The sequence below is a fragment of the Xanthomonas sp. F14 genome (assembly GCF_014199865.1).
Window position 1 is genome coordinate 449,793 of sequence record NZ_JACHOM010000004.1, and the last position, 25,812, is coordinate 475,604.

The window sequence follows — 25,812 nt, forward strand, 5'->3', positions numbered from 1 at the left end:
TCACCTGATTGGGAGCGGGGATTCGCTCGTTGGGAGTCGGGATTGGGACGCCGCAGCCTCATCCGCGCCTCGGGCAGCTTCTCCCGAGGGGAGAGGGGGGAGCGACAGGCCGACTGCTGGTGGTTGCGGCGCGGTGAGGTGGTCTACCAGCAATTGTTCGAACGCTTCGATATCCACCGCGTGCACCACGGTCTGCGCCTGCTCGCCCAGGCCCGGCTGGTACCCCGGTGCCCACGACAGGATGTCGCCGTAGCCGGCATCGAAGGCGGTGTTGGTATCGACGTAGAGCGTCTCGGTCCGTGTCGCCAGCTCGGGCCGCAGCCATACCGCAGTGGCCAGTTCGTCCCACATCGGAAAACCCGGTTCGCGGCGGCGCAAGGCGTGGCCGATGCTGGTATCGGCCGCGCTGATGCGCGCCAGCAGGTCGGGCGTGAGTTCGGTCGCGGTCGATGGATCCACCGGCACCATGGTGATCCTGCGCCAGGGGGCGCGCATGACGATGCTGGCCGCTTCCGGATCCCAGCGGATATTGAATTCGCGGCGTGGCGAGTTGACGAATTCGCGTGCGAACTGCTGCGCGCTGATGCTGTTGCGTTGCTGGCGTGGGTTGAGGCTGCCGCCCATGTAGACCAGCTCACGTGCCAGCGTGGCGAAGGCCGGATCCAGCGATTGCGCAAGCGCCAGATTGGTCAACGGGCCGGTGGCAATGATGCTCACCTCGCCCGGATACTGGCGCACCATGCGCAGCATGAACAACGCGGCCGGCTCGTCGGACGCGCGCACCACGCTGGGATTGCCCAACGGCAGGTCGGGCACCACGTCGTGGGCGTGATAACGCGGCGCGCTTTGCACGGTGTCGCCATCCACCCAGTGCCTGGTCCAGGCACCTTTCCAGACCAGCTTGCCGTAGAGCGCTTCCCAGCGCTCGGTGGCCAGTTCGCTGTTGAGCAGCGGATGCACCGGGCCGGGCAGCACCGGGATGTCGGGGTGACCGGCCAATTCCAGCAGGCGGCAGCTATGCGCCAGCACTTCGTCGCGCCAGATGTTGCCGCTGACCGCGCTGATGCCCAGCACCTCGACCTCGGGCGACTGCAACAGCAGCAGCTGCGCGGGTGTGAAGCCGTCGATGTCGTCTTCGAGAATGACGCGGCGTCTGGATGTGGTGGCGTGCGGGTCGGTCATTGCGTTTTTGTCGTGGAAGGTTGAGTGCATTGCAGCGGCGATGGATCGAGGGCGTTGGTAGGAGCGTGCCTGCGCGCGACGGGGGGTTACCGGTAAAGCCCATTCGCGCTCTGGCGCGCTCCTACATTCAACAACGTGCGCTCGTACTGGGCCAGGTCGGTCTCCAGCTGCCATTGCAGCCGGGCCTTCTCGCTACCCTGGCGGAATACGCGACAGGCAGCATCATCGGTTTCGCGCTGCAACGCAGTGGCGCAGGCCTGCGCAGCGTTACCTTCGGCATCCCACAGGCTGGTGCCCGGCAGGAAGCTGTAGGTCAGGCCGTTGCGGGCGAGCTGTTTGAGCGTGGGGTAATCGATGCCTTGTTCCTGCATCGCGCGTTGATATTCGTGGGTCATGTCTGCGCGGGAGACGCCGGCATCGTCGGTGGACAGCACCACCGGCACGCCGGCGCGCAGATACATCGCCAGCGGATGTGCGGGGCCTTTGACGCCAAGAATCACATCGTTGCTGGTGAGGTTGATCTCCACCGCAATCTGCTGGCGGCGCATGCGCTGCAGCAGGCCGTCGGCGTCGTCTTCATAAGGCAGGTCCACGCCATGACCGATGCGGCGCGCACCAGCGTCCACCGCCTGGCGGATATGCGAGCGCAGTTGCGCCGGCGGCACCAGGCCCAGGGCCAGCTCGCCGGCGTGCAGGGACAGCGGCACGTCGGGATAGCGCGCGGCGAAGAAGCGGAACATCGCCATGTGCCGCGCGTAATCGGCCAGCGCCACCGGGTTGTCTTCGGGCGCGACGATGTTCAACGCCACCGCGCGGCTGCCGCCGGCGGCGATCAGCGCATGCGCCAGCGCCATCTGCCCGAACACCATCGGCTGCGGCAACACGCGCAGCACGTAAGGCACGTAGCGGTAGGTGACCTGGCAGCCGGGACGCGCATCGGGCTGGTCGCAGTGCAGCACGCGGCGCACCTGGGCATCGGTGTCGGCAAGCGCGCGTTGTGCGGCCTGCACCAGCGGCGGCAAGGCATCCTGCAAGGCGCGCAGGTTGGCCGTGTCGTCGTCGCCCTTCCAGGGCAAGGACTGCATCTGTTTTGCGGCCTGATCCATCTGCGGCGGATTGGCGATGATTTCCACATAGGGCACACGGTCGCGTGCGGCCTGCTCCAGCACCGCGGCCACGGTGTCGGCAACGCGCGTGCGCACCACCGCGTCGAACTTGCCGAAGGTGCCGAAGAACTGACCGTGTCCGGTGGGTTGCGACGGGCTGGGCAGGAACTTGCGCATCGACAAGGCATCCACCACCCGTCCATACAGCGCGGCATTGCGCGTTGCCAGGTCGCGTGCCGGCTCCTGGCCGTTGCCACACGGCGGCGCGCGCAGGCTCAGGTCGTCCAATTGCACGCAGGCGCCATCCTCGCTGGCCCATTGCAGGTAGTCCTCGGCATACACCGAGCCGGACAGATGGTTATGCAGGTCGCCGCCCTTGGGCATCGCCTGCAGCCAGGCACGCAGCTGCGCAGGCTGATCGGCGGCGGTGCGCAGCAGCTGCGCCACCTGCTGCTCGCGTTGCTGTGCAGGGGTGGCTTGGCTGCGTGCCTGTGCGGCGGTGGGCAACAACAGGCATAGCGCCACAATCAGACTGCGATGAACGATGGACATGCGATGGAAAGCTCGAAAAGAACGGCAATGGTGCAATCACGCCGGTAGATGCGAAGCATGCCCTGCATGCGTGGTGCACGGCCAGCACTGGAGTGGTTATTTGCTGGTGCTGAAGCTCGTATTGGTGGGCGGACACCTGGGTGAGGTTGCAAGGCTCCTTGGTGCTACATGAGGCACCGCGCCACCAGCAATGCCTGCGGATCGACGAGCGCTGCTTCGTCGCTTGCGAATCTCCCGCAGCGTCCTCCACATCGGCACACCAGGCCTGACGCGGCACATCAGCGCAGCGCAGGCAAGCGCGCTGCAGCGACCAGGCCGTTTCCGGCAGCGGGCACGCGATGTACGGGTGATGTGCTGCGGCTGCGTGCAGGTCATGACGATCGGCGGCACAACGCATCCTCATCTGCAGTGCTCACCAATCGCATCGGCAGGACCATCGGCATGGGGCAATGGCCGCACTCGCAGCAGCGCTGCACAGGCATCTGCCACACACAGGCCGCCTCAAAGATCCAGCACCAGCCGCGGCGAGCGGCTACGCGAACAACACAACGTGATCTGTCGGTTCTGCGCGTGTTCGCTGTCGCTGAGCACACTGTCGCGGTGATCGGGGGTGCCCGCCAGGACGCCGGTCAGGCAGGCGCCGCACATGCCCTGCTCGCAGGACAGCGGCACCTCGATGCCGGCGTCCAGCAGGGCGCTGGCGATGCTGCAGTCGGCCGGCACCTGCACCACGCGGCCGCTGGCGGCCAGCTCCACTTCGAAGGCGCTGTCGGCATCGTGGGCGATGCCGGGCTCGGCGGCGGCGAAGTGTTCGCGGTGTAGTTGCTCCGCCGTCCAGCCGTGCGCCCTGGCGAGCAGCGTGTAGTGGTCCATGAAGGCGGCCGGCCCGCACAGGTACAACTGGTCGCGCGCACGCGCCTGGCCCAATTCCTCGGGCACATGCACGCGCGGGCTCTCGCCGCCGTCGCTCAGATGCACCTGCACCTGGCCGTGCGCGAAGCCCTGCTGCAGCCGCTGCCCGAACGCCACGTCGGCGTGCCGGCGGGCGTAGTAGTGCAGCACGAAGGGTTCGCCGCGCGCTTCCAGCGCTTCGGCCATCGACAGCAGCGGGGTGATGCCGATGCCGGCGGCCAGCAGCACGTGGCGGTCGCCCGGATGCAGCGGAAACAGGTTGCGCGGTGTCGAGATGCGCAGGCGGTCGCCGGTGCTCAGCTGCTCGCACAGATGCCGCGAGCCGCCGCGCGAGGCGTCGGCCAGCTTCACGCACAGCAGGTAGTGGTCGCGCAGATGCGGTGCGCTGGCGATCGAGTACTGGCGGATCATGCCGTCGGGCAGATGCAGGTCCACATGCGCGCCGGCCTCGAAGGCCGGCAATTCCGCGCCGACCGGCTCCAGCCGGATCGCGCGCTGGCGATGGCCCTGGTCGAAGACCTCGGCAACGCGGACCTCGTGCAACTGCATGGCGTGCTCCTTGGCGGTCAGCGCAGGAAGAAATCGCTATAGCCCTGGCTGCGCAGGCCACGGCGGTAGGCGATCGAGCTGCGGTCGGCCGGGATATGCACTTCCAGCAGCGGGTCCAGCGGCAGGTATTCGGGGCGCTGCGCCTCGACCATGGCGCGGTCTTCCTCGAACACGCGCAGGTTGAAGGCGTGCACGTCCTCCACCGGCAGATGGGTGTCGAAGTTGCGTGCGATCGGCACCAGCAGGCGCGTCTTGTGCTTGGACACCGGGCTGGCCGCGTTCATGATCACCAGCCGCTTGCCCGGCACCGGGAAGTGGATGGTGAGCGTGGCAACGAAGGGCAGGTGTACTTCGAAATGGCGCAGCCACTGGAAATCCGGGTCCACGTCCGGCAGCGGCATGTCCACCGAATAATTGGCCACCGAGCTCAGGTAGTCGGCATTGAAGCCGGTCGGCGTCTCGGTGGTGGTGTAGGCCGGCACCTCGCGCTTGTCCGGCTGGGCAAAGGTGGCGGTGTGCACGAAGGCGAAATGCGCCACGTCGATGAAGCCCTCCAGCTGGCGCGCGGCGCTGCCGCCGATGTCGAAGGCCGGGCAGACGATCTGCTGGAAGCCGTCCTCGTCCCAGCCGGGCATCGGCGGAATCTGCACCTCGGCCGCGCTGACGCCGGCCGGTTTGGCCAGGCACACCCAGATCAACCCGTAGCGCTCGGCCACCGCGTAGGTGTGCAGGCGCATCTTGGCCGGGATGTTCTGGCTGGGACTGGCGGGGATGTGGTTGCAGCGCCCGCCCGAGCCGAAGCGCAGCCCGTGGTAGGCGCAGACCACGCCGCCGCCATCGGCGGTGCCCATGCTCAGCGGCACGCCGCGGTGCGGGCAGACATCGCGCGCGGCCACCAGTTCCTCGCCCAGCCGGTACAGCACCAGCGGCTCGTCCAGCAGGGTGGCCTTGAACGGCGCCTGCCCGACCTCGCTGCTCAGCGCCACCGCGTGCCAATGCTGGGCCAGGCGCTGCCAGTCGGCGGCCTCGAAGGTGCAGTGCAGCGGCAGGGCGGGGACGGCGACATCCATGGGTCCAGTCTCTGGCGTAGGGCGGGAGCGGTGCCGGATTGACTCTAGGAAGCTGGGGGTGTGTTATCAAACATCGATTTTCAGCCAAGCCATTGCAAAAAATGCAACGCAACCCGAGCCCCGCCGCATGCTGACCTTTTCCCGCTTCACCCGTTACTTCATCGAAGTGGCCCGCTGCGGCAGCATCCGCAAGGCCTCCGAGGTGCTGCACGTGTCGGCCTCGGCGATCGACCGGCAGATCCTCAAGGCCGAGGAGGAACTGGGTGCGCAGCTGTTCGAGCGCCTGCCCGGCCGGCTGCGGCTGACCGCCGCTGGCGAGCTGCTGCTGGTGGACGTGCGCGGCTGGGAGAAGGCCTACGCCCGCACCCTGGAGCGCTTCGACGAGCTCAAGGGGCTGCGCCGCGGGCACGTGGAGATCGCCATGATCGACGCGCTCAGCGAGGGCGTGGTGCCGGAGGCGGTGGCGGCGCTGGTGCAGGAGTACCCCGGCATCACCTTCAACCTGTCCACCGCGCGCAACCAGCGGGTGATGGAAATGGTGACCTCGGCCGATGTGGACATCGGCCTGCTGCTGGACCCGGTGAGCAGCGTGGACCTGGAGGTGCGCGCCTTTGCCGACATCCCGCTGGGGATTGCGATGCCGGTCGGCCACCCGCTCAGCACCCGCACCGAGCTGCAGCTGAGCGAAACGCTGGAACACCGCCTGCTGCTGCCGGCCGCCCCGCTGATCGTCGGCGAGCATGCCAAGGTGCTGTACCAACGCCAGCACATCGACGTGAAGCGGCTGACCCACTGCAACGATGTGCGCACCCTGCGCGGGCTGGTGCGCGCCGGTGCCGGCGTGGGCCTGATGTCGTGGCTGGATGCCGCGCCGGATGTGGCCGACGGCCGCCTGGCGTTCGTGCCGTTCCGCCGCCACCTGACCAAGCCGATGACGCTGGCGCTGTGCGTGGCCCCGCAGCGGCAGCTGTCGCGCTCGGCGCTGCTGACGATCCAGGCGCTGGCGGCGAAGATCGATGCGATGGTGGTGCCGGTGGTTGGTTGAACCCCTCTCTCTCCTGGAAGAAGGGAGCAAAGCCCCTCGCCTGCGGGAGAGGGGTTGGGGTGAGGGGACCGGGCGACGTCACATTGGGTGGTTGGTCATGCGAGGCTCCGCTCGCACCCGCATACGGCGCTGCGCGCCAGCTTCTCCCGGCGGAAGAAGAGATGCGAAGCGCTAAGCGCACACAACCCCCACTCGTTACACTTGCCACGCTCTCCCCACACGACACCGCAGCATGCAGTTGATCGATATCGGCGCCAACCTCACCCATGACTCCTTCGACCGCGACCGCGACGCCGTGCTGCAACGCGCACGCGAGGCAGGCGTTGCGCAATTGGTGATCACCGGTGCCAGTCGCGAGCATTCGCCGGTGGCCTTGCAGCTGGCCCAGCAGCATCCCGGATTCCTCTACGCCACCGCCGGCGTGCACCCGCACCACGCAGTGGAGTTCACCGCCGAATGCGAGGCCGAAATGCGCACGCTGCAGGCGCACCCGCAGGTGGTGGCGGTGGGCGAATGCGGGCTGGATTATTTCCGCGATTTCGCCCCGCGTCCGGCCCAGCACAAGGCCTTCGAGCGCCAGCTGCAACTGGCTGCCGACAACGGCAAGCCGCTGTTCCTGCATCAGCGCGAGGCGCACGACGATTTCCTGTCGATCATGCGCAGCTTCGATGGCCGCCTTGGCCCGGCGGTGGTGCATTGCTTCACCGGCAGCCGCGAAGAACTGTTCGACTACCTGGACCGCGATTACTACATCGGCATCACCGGCTGGCTGTGCGACGAGCGCCGCGGCCTGCATCTGCGCGAGCTGGTACGCAACATCCCGGCCAACCGCTTGATGATCGAAACCGACGCGCCGTACCTGCTGCCGCGCACGCTCAAGCCGATGCCCAAGGACCGCCGCAACGAGCCGGTGTTCCTGTCGCATATCGTCGAAGAACTCGCACGCGATCGTGGCGAGGACGTGGCGCTGACCGCGGCCAACAGCACCGCGGCGGCGCGTGCGTTCTTCCGTCTGCCCGCGCCTGCAGCGGCGGCATGACCTGCGCGGCGTGGACGATCACGCCGCCAGCAACTCCCAGCCCTGCGCATCGCGCAAGCGCAGCCCCGGTTGCGGTGCATCCACGCTGACCCGCACGCCGCTGGCCCACGGCAGCTGCCGCTGCTGCGGAAACCAGCGCCGCGCCTGATCGACCACGATCAACAGGCCATCATCGTCGCCCAGCGCGGCAAAACCTTCGAGCGCCGGCGCAAACGGCCGCACGCCGAAGTGATGGGCGACACTGCTGGTCACCACCGCGACATCGTTGCTGGGTAAGCCGATCTCGCTCACGCACAGCAACTCGTCACCGTGGAACGCACCGTCGCCGTTGGCCACGTCCTGTACCGCCCGACGCGCGATCAACTCGAGTACCGCGCCATCGGGGCCGGCGAAATACACCGATCGCGACTGCCATACGCCGTCCAGTTGAAACTGCCGGCGGCCATGTGGATCGGCAAGCAGCTTGCTGCGCTCGCCGATCCACTGCGCAGCGGCGTCGAAGCGCGACGGCGCCACGTTGAACGCCAGATGCACGCTGCCCACCGGCTGCTGCGCCTGCACGCATTCCAGGCTGCTCCAGCCGATGCGAATGCTGTTGCCGTGCTGCGGCAGCTGCAGTACCTCGCGATAGAAGCGCAGGCTGAGGTCGGGGTCCAGGCAGGGCAGCAACAGATGGCGAAGATGCATGGCGGGCGCAGGTGATGGAAGGTGCAGGCATTGAACGACCTCAATCGCGGTTGAGGTCAAGCGGTGTGCCCGGATGGTGTGCGCGGATTCGGCAGGGCACGTGCGCGCGCTGGTAACGTGCATGTTGTCTGCAGCGAAGGCCCTGGCCGCGATGATGTCGCCATGCAAGCAGCATTGCGGACATGCGTGCTTCCACAGGATCAATGACTTCGGGTGCGGCTGAGGGTGTGTGGATCAGACCTCGGCTCAAGAGAACCAGCGCCATCGCTGGTGGCAGGCAACCCAATCAAACATCTTTCCGCATGAGCAGGTGTAGGAGCGCACCTGTGCGCGAGGGCATTACCGGGAGAGCCACATCGCGCACGGGTGCGCTCCTACAACAACCGTGGTGCTGCCGGCTCAAGACCAGCCTGGCTCACAGCACTGCCGCCAGGGCCAGCCTGGCCAACGGCGTCTGGCCCTCTGTTGGCAGGTAGGAGCGCACCTGTGCGCGAGGGCGTTACCGGGAGAGCCACGTCGCGCACGGGTGCGCTCCTACAACAACCGTGATGCTGTTGGCTCGAGATCAGCCTGGCTCACAGCACTTCCGCCAGGGCCAGCCTGGCCAGCGGCGTCTGGCCTTCTGCTGGCAGGTAGGAGCGCACTTGTGCGCGAGGGCGTTACCGGGAGAGCCACATCGCGCACGGGTGCGCTCCTACAACAACCGTGGTGTTGTCGGCTCGAGATCAGCCGGGCTCACAGCACTTCCGCCAGCGCCAGCCTGGCCAGCGGCGTCTGGCCTTCTGTTGGCAGGTGTAGGAGCGCACCTGTGCGCGAGGGCGTTACCGGGAGAGCCACATCGCGCACGGGTGCGCTCCTACAAAAACCGTGGTGCTGTTGGCTCAAGATCAGCCTGGCTCACAGCACTTCCGCCAGCGCCCACAGATGCCGGACCAGCGGCGCGGTGTCCAGGGCGCCCGGCGCGACTGCCAGGGCGAGCCGGGCCAGCGGCATCTGGCCTTCGATATCCAGATAGCGCACGCCGGGCAGCTGCAGCTGCGCGGTGGAGGCGGGCACCACCGACACGCCCAGTTCGGCGGCGACCAGATTGACGATGGACGACATCTGCGGCGCCTCCTGGGTGATGCGCAGGGTCACGCCGGATTGCCGGCAGGCGGCGAGGATCTCGTCGTACAGGCTGGACCCGAAGCTGCGCGGGAACAGGATGAACGGCTCGCCCGCCAGCGCCGCCAGTGGCGCGCTGTTGCGGGCGGCCAGGCGATGCGCGGTGGGCACGGCGATCTTCATCGGTTCGTCGGCAAAGCGCAGCAGTTGCAGGTCGGGCGGCGTGCTCAGGCCGTAGCGCACGAAGGCCGCGTCCAGGCGGCCATCGGCCAGGGCCAGCAGCAGCCCAGCAGTGTTGGTTTCTTCCAGCAACAGCTCGACCTGCGGCCATTGCCGGCGAAAGTCGCGGATCAGGTGCGGCACCACCGGGTTGAACGCGGCCGAGGCGGTGAAGCCCAGCCGCAGCCGGCCGGATTCGCCGCGCGCCACCCGCCGTGCGGTTTCGGCGGCGCGCTCCACATCGGCGAGCACGCGGCGCACCTCGACCAGAAAGGCCTCGCCGGCCGGGGTCAGCTCGGCGCCGCTATGGGTGCGCCGGAATAGCGGTGTGCCCAGATCGCGCTCCAGCGCCTGGATCTGCTGGCTCAACGGCGGCTGGCCGATGCCGACCCGCGCTGCGGCGCGGGTGAAGTTGCCCTCCTCGGCGACAGCCAGGAAGTAGCGCAGGTGGCGAAGTTCCATGCTATCTGTTCTGCATATGGCAACTGCCACGATCATATATTGGACAGGGGGTCAGCGCAGGCGAATACTCGCCGTCCCACGTCTCGATGCTGCGCCCGTGTCCTCTCCTGATCGCCGCACCGGCAGCCTGCCGGGCGCCACCGCCGGCCCTGCCGACAACGCCGCCGCCGCCGATGCGCCGGCCAGCGGCCGCATCCGCCTGGCCCTGTTCCTGGCCGGCTTTGCCACCTTCTCGCTGCTGTACAGCGTGCAGCCGGTGCTGCCGGAGTTTGCACGCGCTTTTGGCGTGGATGCGGCCACCGCCTCGCTGCCGTTGTCGCTGGCCACCGGCGCGCTGGCCCTGGCGATCTTCTGTGCCGGCGCAGTGTCGGAGAACCTGGGCCGGCGCGGGTTGATGTTCGTATCGATCGCACTGGCCGCGGTGCTCAACCTGGTCGCCGCCTTCCTGCCGCACTGGGGCGCGCTGGTGCTGGTGCGCACCTTGTCCGGTATCGCGCTGGGCGGGGTGCCGGCGGTGGCGATGGTGTATCTGGGCGAGGAACTGCCGGCCAACAAGATGGGCGCGGCCACCGGTCTGTATGTGGCCGGCAATGCCTTCGGCGGCATGAGCGGGCGCATCGTGATGAGCGTGCTGACCGATCACTACGACTGGCGCACCGCACTGGCGGTGTTGAGCGTGTTCGACCTGCTGTGCGCGCTGGCGTTCTTCTGGTTGCTGCCGCCGTCGCGCAACTTCGTGCGCCGGCATGGCATCAACCTGCGCTTCCATCTGCGCGCCTGGGCCGGGCATCTGCGCGACCGCAACCTGCCGTTCCTGTTCGCGCTGCCGTTCCTGTTGATGGGCGTGTTCGTCTGCCTCTACAACTACGCCGGCTTCCGGCTGGGCGGGCCGGAATTCGGCCTGAGCCAGAGCCAGATCGGCATGATCTTCAGCGCCTATGTGTTCGGCATCGTCAGTTCGTCGGTGGCCGGTGCGGCGTCGGACCGTTTCGGGCGCGGCCCGGTGGTCACCACCGGCATCGTGCTGTGCGTCCTCGGCGTGGCGCTGACCCTGGCGCATGTGCTGGCGCTGGTGGTGGGCGGCATCGTGTTGCTGACGATCGGCTTCTTCATTGCGCATTCGGCGGCCAGCGCGTGGGTGAGCCGGCTCGGCGGCGCGCACCGCAGTCACGCCGCATCGCTGTATCTGCTGGCGTATTACGCCGGCTCCAGCGTGATCGGCGCGCTTGGCGGCTGGTTCTGGCAACACGGTGGCTGGGGCGCGCTGGTCGGCATGTGCCTGACCTTGCTGGCTCTCGCCTTCGCCGCGGCCTACGTGCTGCGCCAGCGCGCCGATGACACACGGCCGTACGGGCGCTTTGCGCCGCACCCTGCACGCGGCGAGTGACGCGGTTCGACCGCCGCGTGCAAGCGCGACTGGCTGCACGACTGCGCGGTGTCTGTCAGCCGCTCTAGCGCGCCCGCTTGCTGCGTCTGGTCTGCGCTGCAGGCGGCAGCGTGGCCGCGGCATCCGCCGCACCCTGTGCCAGGGTTTCCAGCAAACGCGCACGGCGCCGCTCCAGGTCGGCCAGCTGGCGCTCGATCAGCTGCAGGCGTGCCCGATGCGCCTGCGCGGTTTCCGGGCACATCTGCGCGCCTTCCACCAGACGCATGCAATCGGGGAAGCCGAGGATGTCGTCCAGGCAGAAGCCGGTGGCAATCAGCCGCTGGATCTGCCGCACCTGTGCAACGCAGGCGGCGGGAAACACCCGGTAGCCGTTGGCGCTGCGCGAGGAGGTCAGCAGCCCATGCGCGTCGTAGTGGCGAAGCGAGCGCACGCTGGCGCCGGTCTGCAGCGCCAGCGCGCCAATGCTCAGTGAGGGTTCGGACGATGTGGCCATGCGCCCAGCATACGTTGCACGCAATGCTTGACCCTCACATTGGTGTGAGGCTCGAGGATGGTGGCTCCCATTGTCTGGAGCTCACTCCGATGCCTGTTCGCTTTCTCCCCATCATTGGCATGTTGCCGATGCGCTACCTGCTGGTTTGCCTGCTGCTGTTTTTCTCAACATCGGCTGCCGCAGGTCCGGCGGTCACCCCGGCGTCGCGCAGCTACACCGTCACCGCGCCTGACGGCGTGGCCCTGGCCGTGCAGGAGCATGGCGCCACCGATGGCCGGGCAATCGTGTTCGTGCACGGGCTGCTCGGCAGCCGCATCGATTGGGACGCGCAGCTGGCCGATCCGCGCCTGCAAGGCTATCGCTTGATCACCTACGACCTGCGCGGGCATGGGCTGTCCGGCAAGCCGGCGGCAGCGTCCGCGTATCGGGACGGCATGCGCTGGGCCGACGACCTTGCCGCCGTGGTGAAGGCAGCAAACGCGCGCGATGCGGTGCTGGTGGGTTGGTCGCTGGGCGGTGCGGTGATCAGCAACTACCTCACCCGTTATGGCGACGAAGGGCTTGGCGGCGTGGTGTATGTCGATGGCGTGATCGAACTGCGCGCAGAGCAACTGGGCGCGCATCCGGCGATCTATCGCGATCTGGTCTCCGACGACCTGCGCACGCACCTGCAGGCGGTGCAGGACTTCCTGCGGCTGTGTTTTGCCACCCAGCCTCCGGCGCCAGTGTTTGAAACCTTGCTGGCCAACGCGTCGCTGGCCTCGTGGGACATGCAGCGTGCCGTGCAGGGCATGTCGATCGACGTTGCCGGCCTGCAACGCACGCAGTTGCCGGTGCTGCTGATGTACGGCGCGCGCGATGCGCTAGTGACCACCGGGCCGACGCTGGCACGTGCACGGCAGCTGCAGCCGCGTGCGCAGACGGTGCTGTATCCCGACGCCGGGCATGCCCCGTTTCTGGAAGACAGCCCGCGCTTCAATCAGGATCTGCTGCGCTTTGTCGAACAGGCCGCCAACGCTCACTGACGCGGCGTGACGGCACGCGCGGTCCGTAGGGCGCGCTGCGCTGTGCTGCCGACCCGCGCAGCGCCCGTTGCCGCTGCGCAGGTCGGCACGCCGATGGCGGCCCCCCTGTCGCCATCGGCGGTTACAGCGTGGGCGAGGTGCCGGCAGGTGCAGATCCGGTCGCCGGGTCGTACTGCGGATGGCGTGGGTCCATGCTGGGTGGAGTGGAGGTGCCCGGCCGCAGCGCGCTTTCGCGCCAGGCGCGCACCAGCAGGTCGCGCAGCATCGCCGCGCCATCGCCGGCGGTGCGATAGACCATCGCGCGGCCATCGCTGCTGGATGCATCGTCGAAGGCGCCGGCCTTTTCCAGGCGATAGACCTGCTCGACACGGCCGGTGCCGATATCGAGAAAGCCCAGGATCTGCTCGAACACATCGCCATCCTGGTGCGCCAGGGCCGGCATGCGGCTCAGCAGGTCCTGGGGGGTCAGCGCAATCTTCTCCACGTAATCGCTCTCGAACTTGCCGTGCACCTTCGGGTCGGTGCTGTAGCCGTGCGGGTTCGGCCCCTGCCAGCCGTCGTGATGGATGCTGTCGTGCTGCGGCTGCGCGCCATCGCCGATGTAGTGCGCAAACCAGCTGACGTAGAACGCGCAGTTGCGTTCGAGCTCTCGGGTGTCCTGGCCCTTGGCGCGCAGCGTGCGCAGCTGCCGCATGGTCGCCACGATGCGTTGGTAGCCTTCGGTGGCGGCGTACGGCAAGGTGCCGGCCCAACGCACGTTCATGCGCTGCGCCAGTTGCGGGTCGCTGCCGGCGATGCGCCGTTGTTCGTCGTACAGCGCCAGCACGAAGGCGTAGCGCGAGCGCGGCGGGTGCTGCATGAAGGCGAACTGCTCGCGGAACCAGCCGTGGTTGGGGTCTTCTTCGATCTTGAGGAAGGGTTCGCTTTCGCTGCGCCAGCCGTCCGGCAGCGTGGCGCCGTCGGCGATCACCTGCGCGTACTGTTTGAGAAAGACCGGGCCGTCGTCGGGCAGCGCCTGCACGGCGGCGCTGTCGATGGCGGCATGCGCGCGGTGGCCCCAGGCGGCGGCATCGCCGGAACACGTCGCTGCTGCAACCAGCAGCGCACAGGCAAGACGGGAAGCTGTCATGGCAGTCCTTGTGGCCTGCAGCGCGTCTGCGGCGCTGCAGGCGATGGATCGGGAAGTGGAGCGCTGGCATCGAGGCTGCGACACCCCGGACGCCGGCGCACTCAGAAGTGGTAGGTCACCACCAGCCGCGAGTTGCGCTCGTAGATTGGCCGGCCGTAGATCGGCGCGCGCGTGCCCTGGCCGGAGATGGTGTCGGTGCGCGGGTTGCCTTCGGTCAGCGCAAAGGTGTTAGTCAGGTTGTCCACCGACAGCTGCACGTCCCACGGCCCGTTGCGCACCAGGATGTTGGCCGCCAGGGTGTCGTAGGCGGCCAGCTCGGTGGTGTTTTCCAGGTCGGCGTAGCGCTTGCCCACATAGGCGTAGCGCAACGAGGTTTCCCAATCGAACGCACCGGTGGTGAACAGCAGCGTCGGGCCGGCATTGCCGTACAGCTTCGGCTGGCGGTTGGGCATGTTGCCGTCCACGTCGACCACGGCCACTGCGCCATTGGCCACCACTTCGGTCAGGTCGGACACCTTGGTGTCGTTGTAGGTCAGGTTTGCATCAAAACGTAGCCACTGCGCCGGCGTCCACACCGCCGCCAGTTCGATGCCGGGGTTGGTGACGCTGCCGCGGTAGTCCTTGGATTCGGCCGCGCCGGTCTGCGGATTCACCGCGCTGGTGCCGATGTTGTACGGGTCGTACTTGGTGTAGAAGGCGGTGGCGAACACGTCCAGCGTGTCGAAGTTGAGCTTGGTGCCGAGCTCGAACTGGTCGGCGGTGGGGATGTTGACGTTGCCCTCGTTGGCGCCCTCGCTGGGCGCGCGGTGCGCACGCGAGGCGCGGCCGTAGATGCCGACGGTGGGAGTGATGTCGTAGTTGAAGCCCGCGGTCCAGTTGGTCACGCCCACGTCCAGCGCGGTGCGCGCGCGGGCCCCGGTGAACAGGCGCGCGGCATCGTCGGCCAGGGTGTCGGCCATGCCCAGGTTGCCGGTGCTGCGCAGCATGCTCCAGGCGCGGTAGCGGTAGCGCTCGTGACGTACGCCGGCTTCCAGGCGCAGCTTGTCGGTCACCTGCCAGGTGTCGGCGATGTAGGGCGCCAGCATGCTGGTGTAGGCCTTGCCCTGGGTGCGGTCGGCGCCGTAGATCACCACGCCGTCCTTGGTCACGCCTCCGACCACGTTGCCGGCCGCGTCGTAGCCGAGCAGGTCGATCGTGCGCGGGTTCTGCCGCATCTCCAGCAGATAGCTCTGGTAACGCGAATTGTAGGAACGCGCGTAATAGGCGCCGTACACGCCGAGCGTGATGTCGTGGCTGTCGCCGCCCCAGTCGAAGCGGCGGTGCAGGCGCAGGTCGTCGGCGAACGAATCGGCGCGTACGTTCATGGCGCGGTACTGGCCCTGGATCACCAGGCCGTCGGTGCTGGCCGGATCGAAGCGGCTACCGTCGTCGGTGTAGACGTAGCCCAGCGAGCTCAGGCCGGGAAACGCGGCGTTGGCGGCGGCGCGGCGGCTGTTGGCATACGCGGCGGCGTCCTGCGGCGCATTGCTGGAATACAGCGCGTCGAAGGTCATGTCCAGGCGATTGACGATGGCCTTGTTGGACAGGCTCCAGCCGTTGTCGAAGGCCAGGTCCAGGTTGGCGCCCAGATGGTTGAACTTCATGTGGCGGCCATCGGACAGGTCGCGCGACTCGCGCTGCGGCGCGCCGTTGGCATCGCTGGAGACGATGCTGGCGCGTTTCAGCTGCGCGCTGCTCAAGGTGCCGGTGAAGCGGTCGATCAACGGGTCCAGCGAACGCGCGGTGTCGCGCGGGTCGTACAGCGGGATCGGCATGTAGAACGCGTTCTTGTCGTCCAGATGCTTGGCGGTGAAGGTCAGCTTGCCGTGCTCCAGCGAATGCGTGAGGTTCATGCGGAACTGCCCGCCCTCGTCGGCCGGAAAGCCCACGTCGCGGTAGCCGTCGTTGCGCCGCACGAAGCCGCCGGCAGCCAGGTACCAGCCGTCGGCAAGCTTGCCCGACCAGTAGCCATCGAGCCGATACAGCCCGGTGTCGCCGACGGTGGTGCGCACTGCGCCTTCGGGGGTGTCGCCGCCCTGGCGGGTGACGAAATTGACGATGGCCGCGGCATTGGAAGCGAAGATCGGCGACGGCCCGCCGCGTACGGTTTCCACCGATTCGACCATCAGGTCCGGGCGCACCAGGCCTTCGGTCTTGTAGAAGTAGCCGTTGTTGTCCGGGTAGGGGCTGATGCCGTCTTCCTGGATCACCGCAAACGAGCCTTCGTCGGGAATGCCGCGGATGCGGTAGACGTTCTGCACTTCGCCGCCGGTGGATTCGGCATAGATGCCGGGCATGGAGCCGATCAGGCTGGCCAGGTTGAGCGGGGCCAGCTTGTCGATCTGCTCGGCGGTCAGCGCGGTGATCGCATACGAGGCGTCGAACTGGTTCTGGGCCTGGCCGGCGCCGGTGACGATCATCCGGTCCAGCGAGAAGATGCCGTCCTCGCCCTTGCGGGTGGCAGGCGTGGCGGGTGCGGCCTCCTGCGCGAGCGCGGGGGTGGCCAGGGTCAATGCAAGCAGGACGGCGAGCGGACGACGCGACACGGCACGACGCACTCCGGAGCGCGTCCGGATGTGGGTGTAGGGCATGGCAGGAGTGGGGTCAGCGGGGGAGCTGCCCACTGTCGCGGCGCCATGTTTCCGCAGCATTGCGTGTGCGCCCGATCACGCTAAGTTGGCGGGTTCGCGTGCTGATCTGTGACGTGGCACGTGTTTTCAAGCGATTTCAACCATGCGCGCAGGTTGCGGGCTGTGTGTCATTCGGTGCGCATCACCAGGTCAATTGTCCCGCCCTCGGTGTCATCGCGCCGGTGCCAGCTCGGACATCGCAGGCTGCGCCATGCTGGCAGCCGCTTGTCGACGCTGTCTGAACCGGCGTGATCGTTGAGATCGTTGGCGGCGCGAGCGTGATTGATCGCATTGAACGCATCGGCACATTGACCGCAAAGCCTGCGTTACACAGTGCCTTCGCCAGCGACACGGTGAAGCAATCGGGCGCTCAGCGCCGCCGCGCAGTGCCAGGGGTGCAGAGCTGGAGAGGGGCGCTTGCTTGGAATCACCAAGAAGGCCCCCAGACTATGTGCCATCCATCCGTGTGACAGTCGCCTTCGTGAGCACCTCATTCCCCCTGCCAGCACCGCGCAAGGCCCCGCAGCAAGCGCGCTCGCGCGCCACCGTGGAGGTCATCCGCCAGGCCAGCATCCAGGTGCTGGTAGCCGACGGACTGCAGGGCTGCACCACCACGCGGGTGGCCGAGCGTGCCGGCGTGTCGGTCGGCAGCGTGTACCAGTACTACCCCAATCGGCAGGCGATGTTGATCGCGTTGCTGCAGTGGCATCTGCAGGCGGTGATCGACGCGGTGGAACGGGCCTGTGCGCAACAGCACGGACGCACGCTGGCGCAGCAGTGCGAGGCCTTGGTGCATGCCTTCGTGCAGGCCAAGCTGCAGCACGTGGATGTCTCGCGCGCGCTGTACGCCATTGCCGAACTGCATGGTGGCGCCGCGCTGGGGTCGCAGGCGCGCAAGCGCTCGCAGCAGGCGTTTGCCGCGGCGCTGGCCACCGCTGCGGATGTGCGCTTCGACGATTGCGAGGCGGTGGCCGAGATCGGCATGGCGGCCATCACCGGGCCGGTGAAAAGCCTGCTCGAGGAGGGTGCGCCTGCGGTGCGGATTGCGCCGCTGCAGGCGCAACTGGTGGTGTTGCTGCACAGTTACCTCATGGCCACCGGAGTTGCGCGATGACGGCGGTAGCAGTTCAGGACAGCAACGTATTGCAGGACTTCATCGAGCGCCATCGGCGCCTGTTCGTGCTCACGGGCGCCGGTTGCAGCACCGATTCGGGCATTCCCGATTACCGCGATCTGCAAGGCGGCTGGAAGCGTCCGCAACCGGTCACCTTCCAGGCCTTCATGGGCGAGCTGTCCACGCGGCAGCGTTATTGGGCACGCAGTCTGGTCGGCTGGCCGCGCTTCGGGCTGGCGCAACCCAATGCCACCCATCACGCGCTGGCCGCACTGGAAGCGCGCGGCCAGCTGGAACTGCTGCTGACGCAAAACGTGGACCGCCTGCATCAGGCCGCCGGCAGTCAGGCGGTGATCGATCTGCATGGCCGGCTCGATGTGGTGCGCTGCATGGGCTGCGAGCGGCGCATGCCCCGTACCGAATTCCAGCTGCTGCTCGAGCACGCCAACCCCGGCTGGGCCGACCTGGACGCGGCGCAGGCACCCGATGGCGATGCGGACCTGGACGATGTGGCCTTCGACAGCTTTGCAGTGCCGCCGTGCCCGGTGTGCGGCGGCGTGCTGAAGCCGGATGTGGTGTTCTTTGGCGAGAACGTGCCGCGCGAGCGTGTGGAGCGTGCATTTGCGCATCTGCAGGCGGCCGATGCGGTGCTGGTGGTGGGCTCGTCGCTGATGGTGTATTCGGGCTTTCGTTTCGTGCAGACCGCGGCAAAGGCCGGCCTGCCGATCGCCGCGCTCAACTTCGGGCGCACCCGGGCGGACGAGCTGCTCAGCCTGAAGGTCGAACAGTCGTGCGCGCAGGCGCTGGCCTTCCTGCATGCGCCGTTCGATCCGCTGTGTGCACGCAGCGTCAACGATGCCAGTGCGCGTTCGGCATGACGCAGTGATCTATCGCAGCGGTTGTGCCCAGGCGCGCGGCGCAGTGCAATGGGCATCCTCGTGTCATCTGTGGATGCCCCCTTGAGCCAGCTGTTCTCCCCCATCCGCTTCGGTCCGCTTGCGCTCGCCAACCGGATCGTCATCGCCCCGATGTGCCAGTACTCCGCACAGGACGGCCGCGCCAGCGACTGGCACCGCATCCATCTGGGCACCTTGTCGCAATCCGGTGCCGGCCTGCTGATCCTGGAAGCGGCCGCGGTGCAGCCGCAGGGGCGCATCTCCTACGCCGACCTCGGCTTGTACGACGATGCCACCGAGCAGGCGCTGGGCGAGGTGCTGGACTCGGTCCGGCGTTGGTCGCCGATGCCGATCGGCATCCAACTGGCGCATGCCGGGCGCAAGGCCTCCACCGATCTGCCGTGGAACGGCGGCGAGGCCATCGCGCCGGATTACGCGCATGGCTGGCAGACCGTGTCCGCATCGGCACTGGCGTTCCGTGACGGTCAGCCGTTGCCGCAGGCACTGGACCAGGCCGGCATCGATGCGGTGGTGCAGGCCTTTGTCGATGCGGCACAGCGCGCCGAACGCCTGGGCCTGGCGCTGATCGAGCTGCATGCCGCGCATGGCTATCTGATGCATCAGTTCCTGTCGCCGCTGAGCAATCAGCGCAGCGATGCGTATGGCGGCTCGCTGGAAAACCGCATGCGGCTGACGCTGCGCATCTTCGACGCGGTGCGCGCAGCGGTGTCGGACAAGATTGCCATCGGCGTGCGTATCTCCGCCACCGATTGGGTAGAGGGCGGCTGGGATATCGAGCAGAGCCTCGCCTTGTCCAAGGCGCTGGATGCGCGCGGTGCGCACTACATCCATGTCTCCAGCGGCGGGCTGGATCCGCGCCAGCAGATTCCGGTGCAGGCGGGCTATCAGATCCCGTTTGCGCAGCAGATCAAGGCGCAGGTCAATACGCCGGTGATCGGCGTGGGCCTGATCACCGAGCCGGCGCAGGCCGAGGCGATCCTGCAGGACGGCCAGGCCGATGCGATCGCGCTGGCGCGCGGCATCCTGTACGACCCGCGCTGGCCGTGGCATGCCGCGGCCGCACTCGGCGCGTCGGTTACGCCCTCGCCGCAATACCTGCGCTGCGAGCCACGCGATGCGCGTGGCGTGTTCGCCAGCTGATCCATCCGATAGACGTCATAACAACAAGGACAACGCATGCCGATAGGATTTCTGGGCTTGGGGACGATGGGCCTGCCGATGGCGCACAACCTGCTGCGCGGCGGTTTTGAACTGCGTGTGTGGAATCGCTCGCCGGAGCGCGCGCAGTCGCTGCGCGAGGCCGGTGCCACGGTGGTGGATGCACCGCGCGACGCCGCGCACGGCCCGCTGCTGTTTTCGATGCTGGCCGACGACAACGCGGTGCGTGCCACCGTGCTGGAGCAAGGCGTGCTGGACGCGCTGCCGGCCGGCAGCGTGCACGTCAACATGGCCACCATCTCGGTGGCACTGGCGCACGAGCTGACCGCCCTGCATGCCGAACGCGGCGTGGCCTATGTGGCCGCACCGGTGCTCGGCCGGGTCGATGTGGCCGAAGCCGGCAAGCTCAACATTCTGGCCGCCGGCGACGAGGCGGCGCTGGCGCGCGTGCAGCCGATGTTCGATGTGCTCGGTCAACGCACTTGGGAGATCGGCTGCACCCCCGAGCAGGCCAATGCGGTCAAGCTGGCAGCCAACTTCTGCCTGGCCAGCGCGATCGGCGCCATGGCCGAAGCCAGCGCGCTGGCACGCGGCCACGGCGTGGATGCCACTCAGTTCCTGGGCATGCTCACCAGCACCTTGTTCGCCGCGCCCGCGTACCAGGGCTACGGCCGCCTGATCATGCAGCGCGAGTACCTGCCCGCCGGCTTCACCGCCACCCTGGGCCGCAAGGATGTGGATCTGGCGATCCAGGCCGGCGCCGACAAGCAGGTGCCGATGCCACTGGGCGAGTTGCTGCGCGCCGGCCTGGACGAGGCCATCGCGCATGGCGACGGCAACGCCGACTGGGCGGTGCTGGCAGAAGTATCGGCGCGGCGGGCCGGGCAGGCCTGATCGCAACCCAGGCGCGCGCGTGGGTTCTGCGCAGCGTGCCTGGCCTTGCAGGTGACGCGCGATGCGTCTTGCTCACCTCAACATGCAGCAGACCTTCTAAAATGCCGGCTCGTGACAGCCGCCGCTCCAGGGAGGATGCGATGCGACACCTGCATATCACGCTCGGTTCGACCGAGCGCACACCGCGCGCACTGATCTGCGCCGGTGGTACACGATGACCGCCGTACCGGTCGTTGACCAGGGCCCGGTGGGCCCGGACCATCCCGAGCATCCGGACCACTATCTGTTCGCGCAGATCCGCGAAGCGGTGGCCGCGCTCGATGCCGAGTTGAACAAACCCACCGACGAGGCCAGTGTCCGCATGGCCGCGCGCCTGCTGCCGCTGGCCAAGCAACATGGCTTCGACCAGGTGGATCACGTGGTGCTCAGTCGGCACGTTGGCGAGGTGGGCGAGAACGTGTTTCTGGTGCGTGGCGAGCTCGCCGATCCGGCGCATCTGCGTGCGCACATCACCACCCAGGAAGCGATGGAGACCTCGGTGGAGGCATCGATGGCGCAACTGGACGAGATCAATCGGCGGCTGATGCTGCGCCTGCCGCCGCGCTGAGTCGCAGCGGAAAGTTACGGGCGCAAGCACTGCGCCCGCAGCCGGGCGCATTGGCTATCATTGCGCCGATGCGCTCCGACTACATCCTCACCCTGTCCTGCCCCGACCGCACCGGCATCGTCTATCGCGTGACCGGGCTGCTGTTTGATCTGGCCTGCAACATCCTCGACGCACAGCAGTTCGGCGACGACGAAAGTGGCCGCTTCTTTCTGCGCGTGCACTTCGACAAACCGCCGGGCACCGACATTGCCGGGCTGGAACGCCGCTTTGCGCAGCTGGCTGATGAATTCCAGATGGACTGGCAGCTGCACGATGCGCGCCGTCGCGCGCGGCTGCTGGTGCTGGTGAGCAAGCAGGGGCATTGCCTCAACGATCTGCTGTTCCGCATGCACAGCCGGCAATTGCCGGTGGATATCGCGGCGGTGGTGTCCAACCACGCCGACTTCGCGCCGCTGGCCGCCTCCTATGGCATCGCCTTCCACCATCTGCCGGTGAGCGCCGACACGCGCGCCGCGCAGGAAGCGCAGCTGCTTGCGCTGGTCGAGGCGCTGCAGATCGATCTGGTGGTGCTGGCGCGCTACATGCAGATTCTTTCGCCCGCGTTGTGCCGCGCCTTGGCGGGGCGGGCGATCAATATCCATCACAGCTTCCTGCCCAGCTTCAAGGGCGCGCAGCCGTATCACCAGGCGCACGCACGCGGGGTCAAGATCATCGGTGCCACTGCGCATTACGTCACCGAAGATCTGGACGAAGGCCCGATCATCGAACAGGACGTGGCGCGCGTGGATCACGCGATGACGCCACGCGACCTGGCGCGGCTGGGCAGCGATACCGAATCGCTGGTGCTTGCGCGTGCGGTGCGTCGCCATGTCGAGCACCGCATCGTGCTCAATGGCCATCGCACGGTGGTGTTTCGCTAGCAGCGTCGCATATCCCCACGGACGGTGCAGTACGCGCAAGGGAGCGGTGGTCGGGCCAGGTCCGGCCAGCGAGCGCGCGGGACTGGTGCCACCGTCGCACTCTCCTCGCCGCTTCCTTCTGGAATTTTTTGCATGTCGCTAATCCCCGGCTCCAGCGCTCGCGCGCAACAGCACGCCACCCGCGCGGCGTTCTTCATTCCCGGCTTTGCTGCCGCGGTCTGGGCGGTGCTGGTGCCATTCGCCAAGGCCAGGACCGGCGTGGACGATGGCGCGCTTGGCCTGATCCTGCTGTGCCTGGGAGCAGGCTCGTTCCTGGCGATGCCGCTGGCCGGCGCGGTGTCGGCGCGCTTCGGTTTCCGTGCGGTCATGGCGGTGACGTCGGCGCTGATCTGCCTCAGCCTGCCGTTGCTGGCGGTGGTCGCCGATCCGTGGTTGCTGGGCGCGGTGCTGTTCGCGTTCGGTGCCGGCGTGGGCGCGATGGATTGCGCGATGAACATGCAGGCGGTGGTGGTCGAGCGCGATGCCGGGCGCGCGATGATGTCCGGATTCCATGCGTTTTTCAGCATCGGCGGTTTTGTCGGGGCCGGCGCGATGACCTTGCTGCTGTCGGCGCAGCTCTCCCCGCCGAGCGCGGCGGTTGCCGGGGCGATCGCCATGCTGCTTGTCGCCGTGGCGTCGGTGCGCCACTGGCGGACCGAGCGCGTGGCGCAACAGGGGCCGTTGCTGGCGCTGCCCAGGGGCATCGTGCTGTTCATCGGCATCCTGGCGTTCGTGGTGTTCCTGGCCGAAGGCACCATTCTGGACTGGAGCTCGGTGTTCCTGGCCGATGTGCACCAGGTCGAACCGAGCACCGCCGGCGTGGGCTATGTGGTGTTTGCATTGACCATGACGGTGACGCGCCTGCTGGGCGATGCGGTGGTGGAGCGCCTGGGGCGCATCCGCTCGATCGTGGTGGGCGCGCTGCTGGCCAGCGCGGGCTTTTGCGTGCTCACGCTGGTGAGCCCATGGCAGGCCTCGTTGGCCGGTTACGTATTGGTCGGCCTGGGCTGCGCCAATATCGTGCCGGCTCTGTTCTCGTTGGCCGGCAACCAGACGCGCATGCCGGAGAGCATTGCCATCACTGCGGTCACCACACTCGGCTATGCCGGCATCCTGGCCGGGCCGGCGCTGATCGGTTTCGCCGCGCATGGCATCGGCCTGGTCGGCGCCTTGCTCGCTGTTGCGGTGCTGATGGTGGGCGTGGCGGTGTCGACGCGGTGGTTGAAGGTGTGAGTGTTGGGAGTCGCGCGCCTGTGGTTGCTGGGGTGTCGGGAGTGCGTCGCGCGCAGGCACGCTCCTACGAAGGGGGATATTGATTACGCTTCGGTGGCTAGATACTCGAAGCGGTAGCCCACGCCGTACACCGAGCGCACCCATTCTTCGCCGCCCACCTCGGCCAGCTTGCGGCGCAGGTTCTTGATGTGGCTGTCCACGGTGCGATCGGTGACGATGCGGTGGTCCACATACACGTGGTCCATCAACTGTTCGCGCGAGTAGACACGCCCCGGGGCTGCGCACAGCGTGCGCAGCAGGCGGAACTCGACCTGGGTCAGGTCCAGGTCGCGCCCGGCCACGCTGGCGCGGCAGGCGGCCTCATCGATCAGCAATCCATGCGTGGGCACCGCGTTGGGATCGTGCCGGTGGCGGCGCAGCACCGCGCGCACCCGTGCAATCACCTCGCGCGGGCTGAACGGCTTGCAGATGTAGTCGTCGGCACCGATCTCCAGCCCGAGCAGGCGGTCGATCTCTTCGGCGCGCGCGGTCACCATGATCACCGGCACCGCGCCGAGGCTGCGCAGCTCGCGGCAGATGTCCATGCCATCGCGATTGGGCAGCATCAGGTCCAGCAGGACCAGATCCGGCGACTGCGTGCGAAACGCGGCAATTGCCTGCGCACCATCGGCCACCCAATGATGCGAATAGCCGGCCGCGTGCAGATACTCGCCCAGCACCGCAGCCAGACGCGGTTCGTCTTCGACAATCAGCACGTGCGCGTGCGGTGCTGCGGTGGTGGTGTCGTCCATCAGGCCTCCAGGGCCGGCAGCCGCAGCGTCACGCGCAGGCCACCCAGGGGCGAAGCGGTGGCGTGGATCTCGCCGTCGTGCGCGCCGACGATGTTGCGGCAGATCGCCAGGCCCAGCCCGCTGCCGCCGCTGGCGCGATTACGCGAGCCTTCCACACGATAGAAGCGCTCGAACAGGCGATCGAGCTTGTCTGCCGGCACGCCGGGCGCGCTGTCTTCGATCACGATCTCCACCAGGTGCGTGCGCCGTGCGCACTGCACCCGCAACTGGCCGCCGGCATCGGTGTAGCGCAAGGCGTTTTCCAGCAGGTTGGACAGCAGCTGCTGCAGGCGACGCTCATCGCCGTCGACATGCAACGGCGCAGTGATGCCGTGGGCCTGCAGCGTGAGCCCGGCTGCGGCAATGCGCGTGTGCATGCCGGCCAACGTGGACTGCAGCACCACGCTCAGATCAATCGGCGCGCGCCGGTAGGCCAGCGCGCCGACATCGGTGAGCGACAGGTCGTAGAGATCCTCGATCAGCTTGCCGAGCTGGCCGACCTCCTGGTGCAACGAGGTCAGCGATTCGCGCGTCATCGGCCGGATGCCGTCCTGCAGCGCTTCCAGCTCGGCGCGCAGCACCGCCAGCGGCGTGCGCAACTCGTGCGAGACATCGGCCATGAAATCGCGACGCGCACGTTCGTTGTTGTCCAGTGCCTGCGCCAGCTGGTTGAAGTCGCGCGCGAGCTGGTCGAGCTCATCGCGCATGCGCGCCTCCAGTCGCGTGCCGTAGTCGCCGGCCGCCAGGCGATGGGTTGCCGCAGTCAGGCTGCGCACGCGGCGCAGCAAGGTGCGCGACAGCAGCCAGCCGAACAGCGCGGCCACCACGATGGACGCCGCGCCGACAGTCCACCACAGACGTTGCTGGGCCTGGTAGAAGCGCGCGTCGTTGGCGGTCAGCACCTTCTCGAAGGGCAGCATGCCCATCCAGCCCACCGTCTGCCCGTGCACCACCACCGGGCGCAGCGTGTCGGTGCGGCTGACGTCGGGGTTGCCGATGATCACCCGGTAGTCGCGATCCAGCAGCGCGAAACGAAACACCGCGCCGGTCTGATCGGAAATTGGTGGCGCGCGTGGCGGCAGGTTCTGCGGCAGCTCCGGGCGCATCAGCACGAACCACGCATCGGGATTGTCGCGGATGAAGTTCCAGTCGCCGTGCTTGGCGTAGTCGGCCTGCACGCGCGGCAATACTTCCAGCATCCGCTCGATGCCCTGCTCGCTGAGATAGTCGAGAAACTGCTTCCTGAGCAACAGCTGCCCGGCCAGGCCATTGATCAGCAGCACTGCAATGCAGGCGCTGAGAATGGCGAGGAAGAGTTTGGCGGTGATTCCGAGTTTCATCGAGGCTGGGACAACCTTGTTGCGAACGAGGTCAGGCACGGGGTGCTTGCTGCAGGCATGGCAGGTTGCAGCAGCGGCGACTGCAGCTGCCGATGCAGCGCATGTCGTGCACAACCGTATTGGGACTTCA

22 protein-coding genes are annotated in these 25,812 nt (G+C 67.6%); 11 read left to right on the forward strand and 11 right to left on the reverse strand.

Features of this window, described 5'->3' with window-relative positions:
- The 4 genes from GGR73_RS16035 to GGR73_RS16050 form a co-directional block, all read right to left on the reverse strand.
- Positions 1 to 1,182 (reverse strand): nucleoside hydrolase, encoded by a 1,182-nt coding sequence (locus GGR73_RS16035; RefSeq protein ID WP_184457837.1) that lies wholly within the window; start codon positions 1,180 to 1,182, stop codon positions 1 to 3.
- A gap of 86 nt (positions 1,183 to 1,268) precedes the next feature.
- Positions 1,269 to 2,840 carry an adenosine deaminase gene (locus tag GGR73_RS16040; protein ID WP_184457839.1) on the reverse strand — a complete coding sequence of 524 codons (1,572 nt, stop codon included), beginning with the start codon at positions 2,838 to 2,840 and terminating at the stop codon, positions 1,269 to 1,271.
- A 501-nt stretch (positions 2,841 to 3,341) separates the two neighbouring features.
- Complete coding sequence (locus GGR73_RS16045) at positions 3,342 to 4,301, reverse strand: PDR/VanB family oxidoreductase (RefSeq protein WP_184457841.1); 960 nt, start codon at positions 4,299 to 4,301, stop codon at positions 3,342 to 3,344.
- A 17-nt stretch (positions 4,302 to 4,318) separates the two neighbouring features.
- Positions 4,319 to 5,371: an aromatic ring-hydroxylating oxygenase subunit alpha gene (locus GGR73_RS16050; RefSeq protein ID WP_104569255.1), complete on the reverse strand. Its 1,053-nt coding sequence runs from the start codon at positions 5,369 to 5,371 to the stop codon at positions 4,319 to 4,321.
- 127 nt (positions 5,372 to 5,498) lie between these two features.
- On the opposite strand from GGR73_RS16050, the gene GGR73_RS16055 reads away from it, so the two are divergent.
- On the forward strand, positions 5,499 to 6,416 hold the full coding sequence (locus tag GGR73_RS16055) for a LysR family transcriptional regulator (RefSeq protein ID WP_024939813.1): 918 nt from the start codon (positions 5,499 to 5,501) through the stop codon (positions 6,414 to 6,416).
- Between the two features lie 232 nt (positions 6,417 to 6,648).
- Entirely contained in the window at positions 6,649 to 7,455 is an 807-nt protein-coding gene (locus GGR73_RS16060; RefSeq protein ID WP_184457843.1) for a TatD family hydrolase, read from the forward strand.
- Positions 7,456 to 7,473: 18 nt separating this feature from the next.
- On the opposite strand, the gene GGR73_RS16065 is transcribed toward GGR73_RS16060, so the two are convergent.
- Together GGR73_RS16065 and GGR73_RS16070 are read right to left on the reverse strand one after the other, a co-directional pair.
- Entirely contained in the window at positions 7,474 to 8,142 is a 669-nt protein-coding gene (locus GGR73_RS16065) for a hypothetical protein (RefSeq protein ID WP_184457845.1), read from the reverse strand.
- Positions 8,143 to 9,039: 897 nt separating this feature from the next.
- Complete coding sequence (locus GGR73_RS16070; protein ID WP_039528909.1) at positions 9,040 to 9,927, reverse strand: LysR family transcriptional regulator; 888 nt, start codon at positions 9,925 to 9,927, stop codon at positions 9,040 to 9,042.
- 97 nt (positions 9,928 to 10,024) lie between these two features.
- Between GGR73_RS16070 and GGR73_RS16075 the strand changes: the two genes are divergently transcribed.
- Positions 10,025 to 11,314 carry an MFS transporter gene (locus GGR73_RS16075; protein ID WP_425519125.1) on the forward strand — a complete coding sequence of 430 codons (1,290 nt, stop codon included), beginning with the start codon at positions 10,025 to 10,027 and terminating at the stop codon, positions 11,312 to 11,314.
- Between the two features lie 64 nt (positions 11,315 to 11,378).
- Here the strand turns inward: GGR73_RS16075 and GGR73_RS16080 are convergent, their stop codons facing one another.
- Positions 11,379 to 11,807, reverse strand: coding sequence for a MerR family transcriptional regulator (locus GGR73_RS16080; RefSeq protein WP_184457847.1), 429 nt, complete (start codon positions 11,805 to 11,807; stop codon positions 11,379 to 11,381).
- Positions 11,808 to 11,896: 89 nt separating this feature from the next.
- On the opposite strand from GGR73_RS16080, the gene GGR73_RS16085 reads away from it, so the two are divergent.
- A complete protein-coding gene (locus GGR73_RS16085; protein WP_184457849.1) occupies positions 11,897 to 12,832 on the forward strand; it encodes an alpha/beta fold hydrolase in 936 nt (311 codons plus the stop codon).
- Between the two features lie 121 nt (positions 12,833 to 12,953).
- Here GGR73_RS16085 and GGR73_RS16090 read toward each other — a convergent pair whose 3' ends face one another.
- Positions 12,954 to 13,961 (reverse strand): phospholipase C/P1 nuclease family protein, encoded by a 1,008-nt coding sequence (locus GGR73_RS16090; protein WP_243849413.1) that lies wholly within the window; start codon positions 13,959 to 13,961, stop codon positions 12,954 to 12,956.
- Positions 13,962 to 14,062: 101 nt separating this feature from the next.
- Entirely contained in the window at positions 14,063 to 16,546 is a 2,484-nt protein-coding gene (locus GGR73_RS16095) for a TonB-dependent receptor domain-containing protein (RefSeq protein ID WP_435012359.1), read from the reverse strand.
- Positions 16,547 to 17,111: 565 nt separating this feature from the next.
- Between GGR73_RS16095 and GGR73_RS16100 the strand changes: the two genes are divergently transcribed.
- The 7 genes from GGR73_RS16100 (at position 17,112) to GGR73_RS16130 (ending at position 23,512) form a co-directional block, all read left to right on the forward strand.
- Positions 17,112 to 17,744 carry a TetR/AcrR family transcriptional regulator gene (locus GGR73_RS16100; RefSeq protein ID WP_024939804.1) on the forward strand — a complete coding sequence of 211 codons (633 nt, stop codon included), beginning with the start codon at positions 17,112 to 17,114 and terminating at the stop codon, positions 17,742 to 17,744.
- Complete coding sequence (locus tag GGR73_RS16105; RefSeq protein WP_054592099.1) at positions 17,741 to 18,622, forward strand: NAD-dependent protein deacetylase; 882 nt, start codon at positions 17,741 to 17,743, stop codon at positions 18,620 to 18,622. The genes GGR73_RS16100 and GGR73_RS16105 overlap by 4 nt, the downstream gene beginning before the upstream one ends.
- A 60-nt stretch (positions 18,623 to 18,682) precedes the next feature.
- Positions 18,683 to 19,801, forward strand: coding sequence for an NADH:flavin oxidoreductase/NADH oxidase (locus tag GGR73_RS16110; protein ID WP_184457975.1), 1,119 nt, complete (start codon positions 18,683 to 18,685; stop codon positions 19,799 to 19,801).
- Between the two features lie 36 nt (positions 19,802 to 19,837).
- Positions 19,838 to 20,713, forward strand: coding sequence for an NAD(P)-dependent oxidoreductase (locus tag GGR73_RS16115; RefSeq protein ID WP_184457854.1), 876 nt, complete (start codon positions 19,838 to 19,840; stop codon positions 20,711 to 20,713).
- Between the two features lie 214 nt (positions 20,714 to 20,927).
- Positions 20,928 to 21,320, forward strand: a complete 393-nt coding sequence (locus tag GGR73_RS16120; protein ID WP_047126299.1) for an XVIPCD domain-containing protein — start codon at positions 20,928 to 20,930, stop codon at positions 21,318 to 21,320.
- A gap of 68 nt (positions 21,321 to 21,388) precedes the next feature.
- Positions 21,389 to 22,240, forward strand: a complete 852-nt coding sequence (purU, locus tag GGR73_RS16125; RefSeq protein ID WP_184457977.1) for a formyltetrahydrofolate deformylase — start codon at positions 21,389 to 21,391, stop codon at positions 22,238 to 22,240.
- Between the two features lie 132 nt (positions 22,241 to 22,372).
- The gene (locus GGR73_RS16130) at positions 22,373 to 23,512 is read left to right on the forward strand and encodes an MFS transporter (RefSeq protein ID WP_167708243.1); all 1,140 of its coding nucleotides are present in this window, start codon (positions 22,373 to 22,375) and stop codon (positions 23,510 to 23,512) included.
- Positions 23,513 to 23,595: 83 nt separating this feature from the next.
- Here the strand turns inward: GGR73_RS16130 and GGR73_RS16135 are convergent, their stop codons facing one another.
- On the reverse strand, positions 23,596 to 24,303 hold the full coding sequence (locus GGR73_RS16135; protein WP_184457856.1) for a response regulator: 708 nt from the start codon (positions 24,301 to 24,303) through the stop codon (positions 23,596 to 23,598).
- Positions 24,303 to 25,682: a sensor histidine kinase efflux regulator BaeS gene (baeS, locus tag GGR73_RS16140; protein WP_102253208.1), complete on the reverse strand. Its 1,380-nt coding sequence runs from the start codon at positions 25,680 to 25,682 to the stop codon at positions 24,303 to 24,305. The genes GGR73_RS16135 and baeS overlap by 1 nt, the downstream gene beginning before the upstream one ends.
- Between the last annotated feature and the right edge of the window lie 130 nt (positions 25,683 to 25,812).

Bases quoted from the DNA above. Each gene is read 5' to 3' on its own strand.
- GGR73_RS16035 (WP_184457837.1), bottom strand. From the start codon at position 1,182: ATGACCGACCCGCACGCCACCACATCCAGACGCCGCGTCATTCTCGAA.
- GGR73_RS16040 (WP_184457839.1), bottom strand. From the start codon at position 2,840: ATGTCCATCGTTCATCGCAGTCTGATTGTGGCGCTATGCCTGTTGTTG.
- GGR73_RS16045 (WP_184457841.1), bottom strand. From the start codon at position 4,301: ATGCAGTTGCACGAGGTCCGCGTTGCCGAGGTCTTCGACCAGGGCCAT.
- GGR73_RS16050 (WP_104569255.1), bottom strand. From the start codon at position 5,371: ATGGATGTCGCCGTCCCCGCCCTGCCGCTGCACTGCACCTTCGAGGCC.
- GGR73_RS16055 (WP_024939813.1), top strand. From the start codon at position 5,499: ATGCTGACCTTTTCCCGCTTCACCCGTTACTTCATCGAAGTGGCCCGC.
- GGR73_RS16060 (WP_184457843.1), top strand. From the start codon at position 6,649: ATGCAGTTGATCGATATCGGCGCCAACCTCACCCATGACTCCTTCGAC.
- GGR73_RS16065 (WP_184457845.1), bottom strand. From the start codon at position 8,142: ATGCATCTTCGCCATCTGTTGCTGCCCTGCCTGGACCCCGACCTCAGC.
- GGR73_RS16070 (WP_039528909.1), bottom strand. From the start codon at position 9,927: ATGGAACTTCGCCACCTGCGCTACTTCCTGGCTGTCGCCGAGGAGGGC.
- GGR73_RS16080 (WP_184457847.1), bottom strand. From the start codon at position 11,807: ATGGCCACATCGTCCGAACCCTCACTGAGCATTGGCGCGCTGGCGCTG.
- GGR73_RS16085 (WP_184457849.1), top strand. From the start codon at position 11,897: ATGCCTGTTCGCTTTCTCCCCATCATTGGCATGTTGCCGATGCGCTAC.
- GGR73_RS16090 (WP_243849413.1), bottom strand. From the start codon at position 13,961: ATGACAGCTTCCCGTCTTGCCTGTGCGCTGCTGGTTGCAGCAGCGACG.
- GGR73_RS16105 (WP_054592099.1), top strand. From the start codon at position 17,741: ATGACGGCGGTAGCAGTTCAGGACAGCAACGTATTGCAGGACTTCATC.
- GGR73_RS16115 (WP_184457854.1), top strand. From the start codon at position 19,838: ATGCCGATAGGATTTCTGGGCTTGGGGACGATGGGCCTGCCGATGGCG.
- GGR73_RS16120 (WP_047126299.1), top strand. From the start codon at position 20,928: ATGACCGCCGTACCGGTCGTTGACCAGGGCCCGGTGGGCCCGGACCAT.
- purU (WP_184457977.1), top strand. From the start codon at position 21,389: ATGCGCTCCGACTACATCCTCACCCTGTCCTGCCCCGACCGCACCGGC.
- GGR73_RS16130 (WP_167708243.1), top strand. From the start codon at position 22,373: ATGTCGCTAATCCCCGGCTCCAGCGCTCGCGCGCAACAGCACGCCACC.
- GGR73_RS16135 (WP_184457856.1), bottom strand. From the start codon at position 24,303: ATGGACGACACCACCACCGCAGCACCGCACGCGCACGTGCTGATTGTC.
- baeS (WP_102253208.1), bottom strand. From the start codon at position 25,682: ATGAAACTCGGAATCACCGCCAAACTCTTCCTCGCCATTCTCAGCGCC.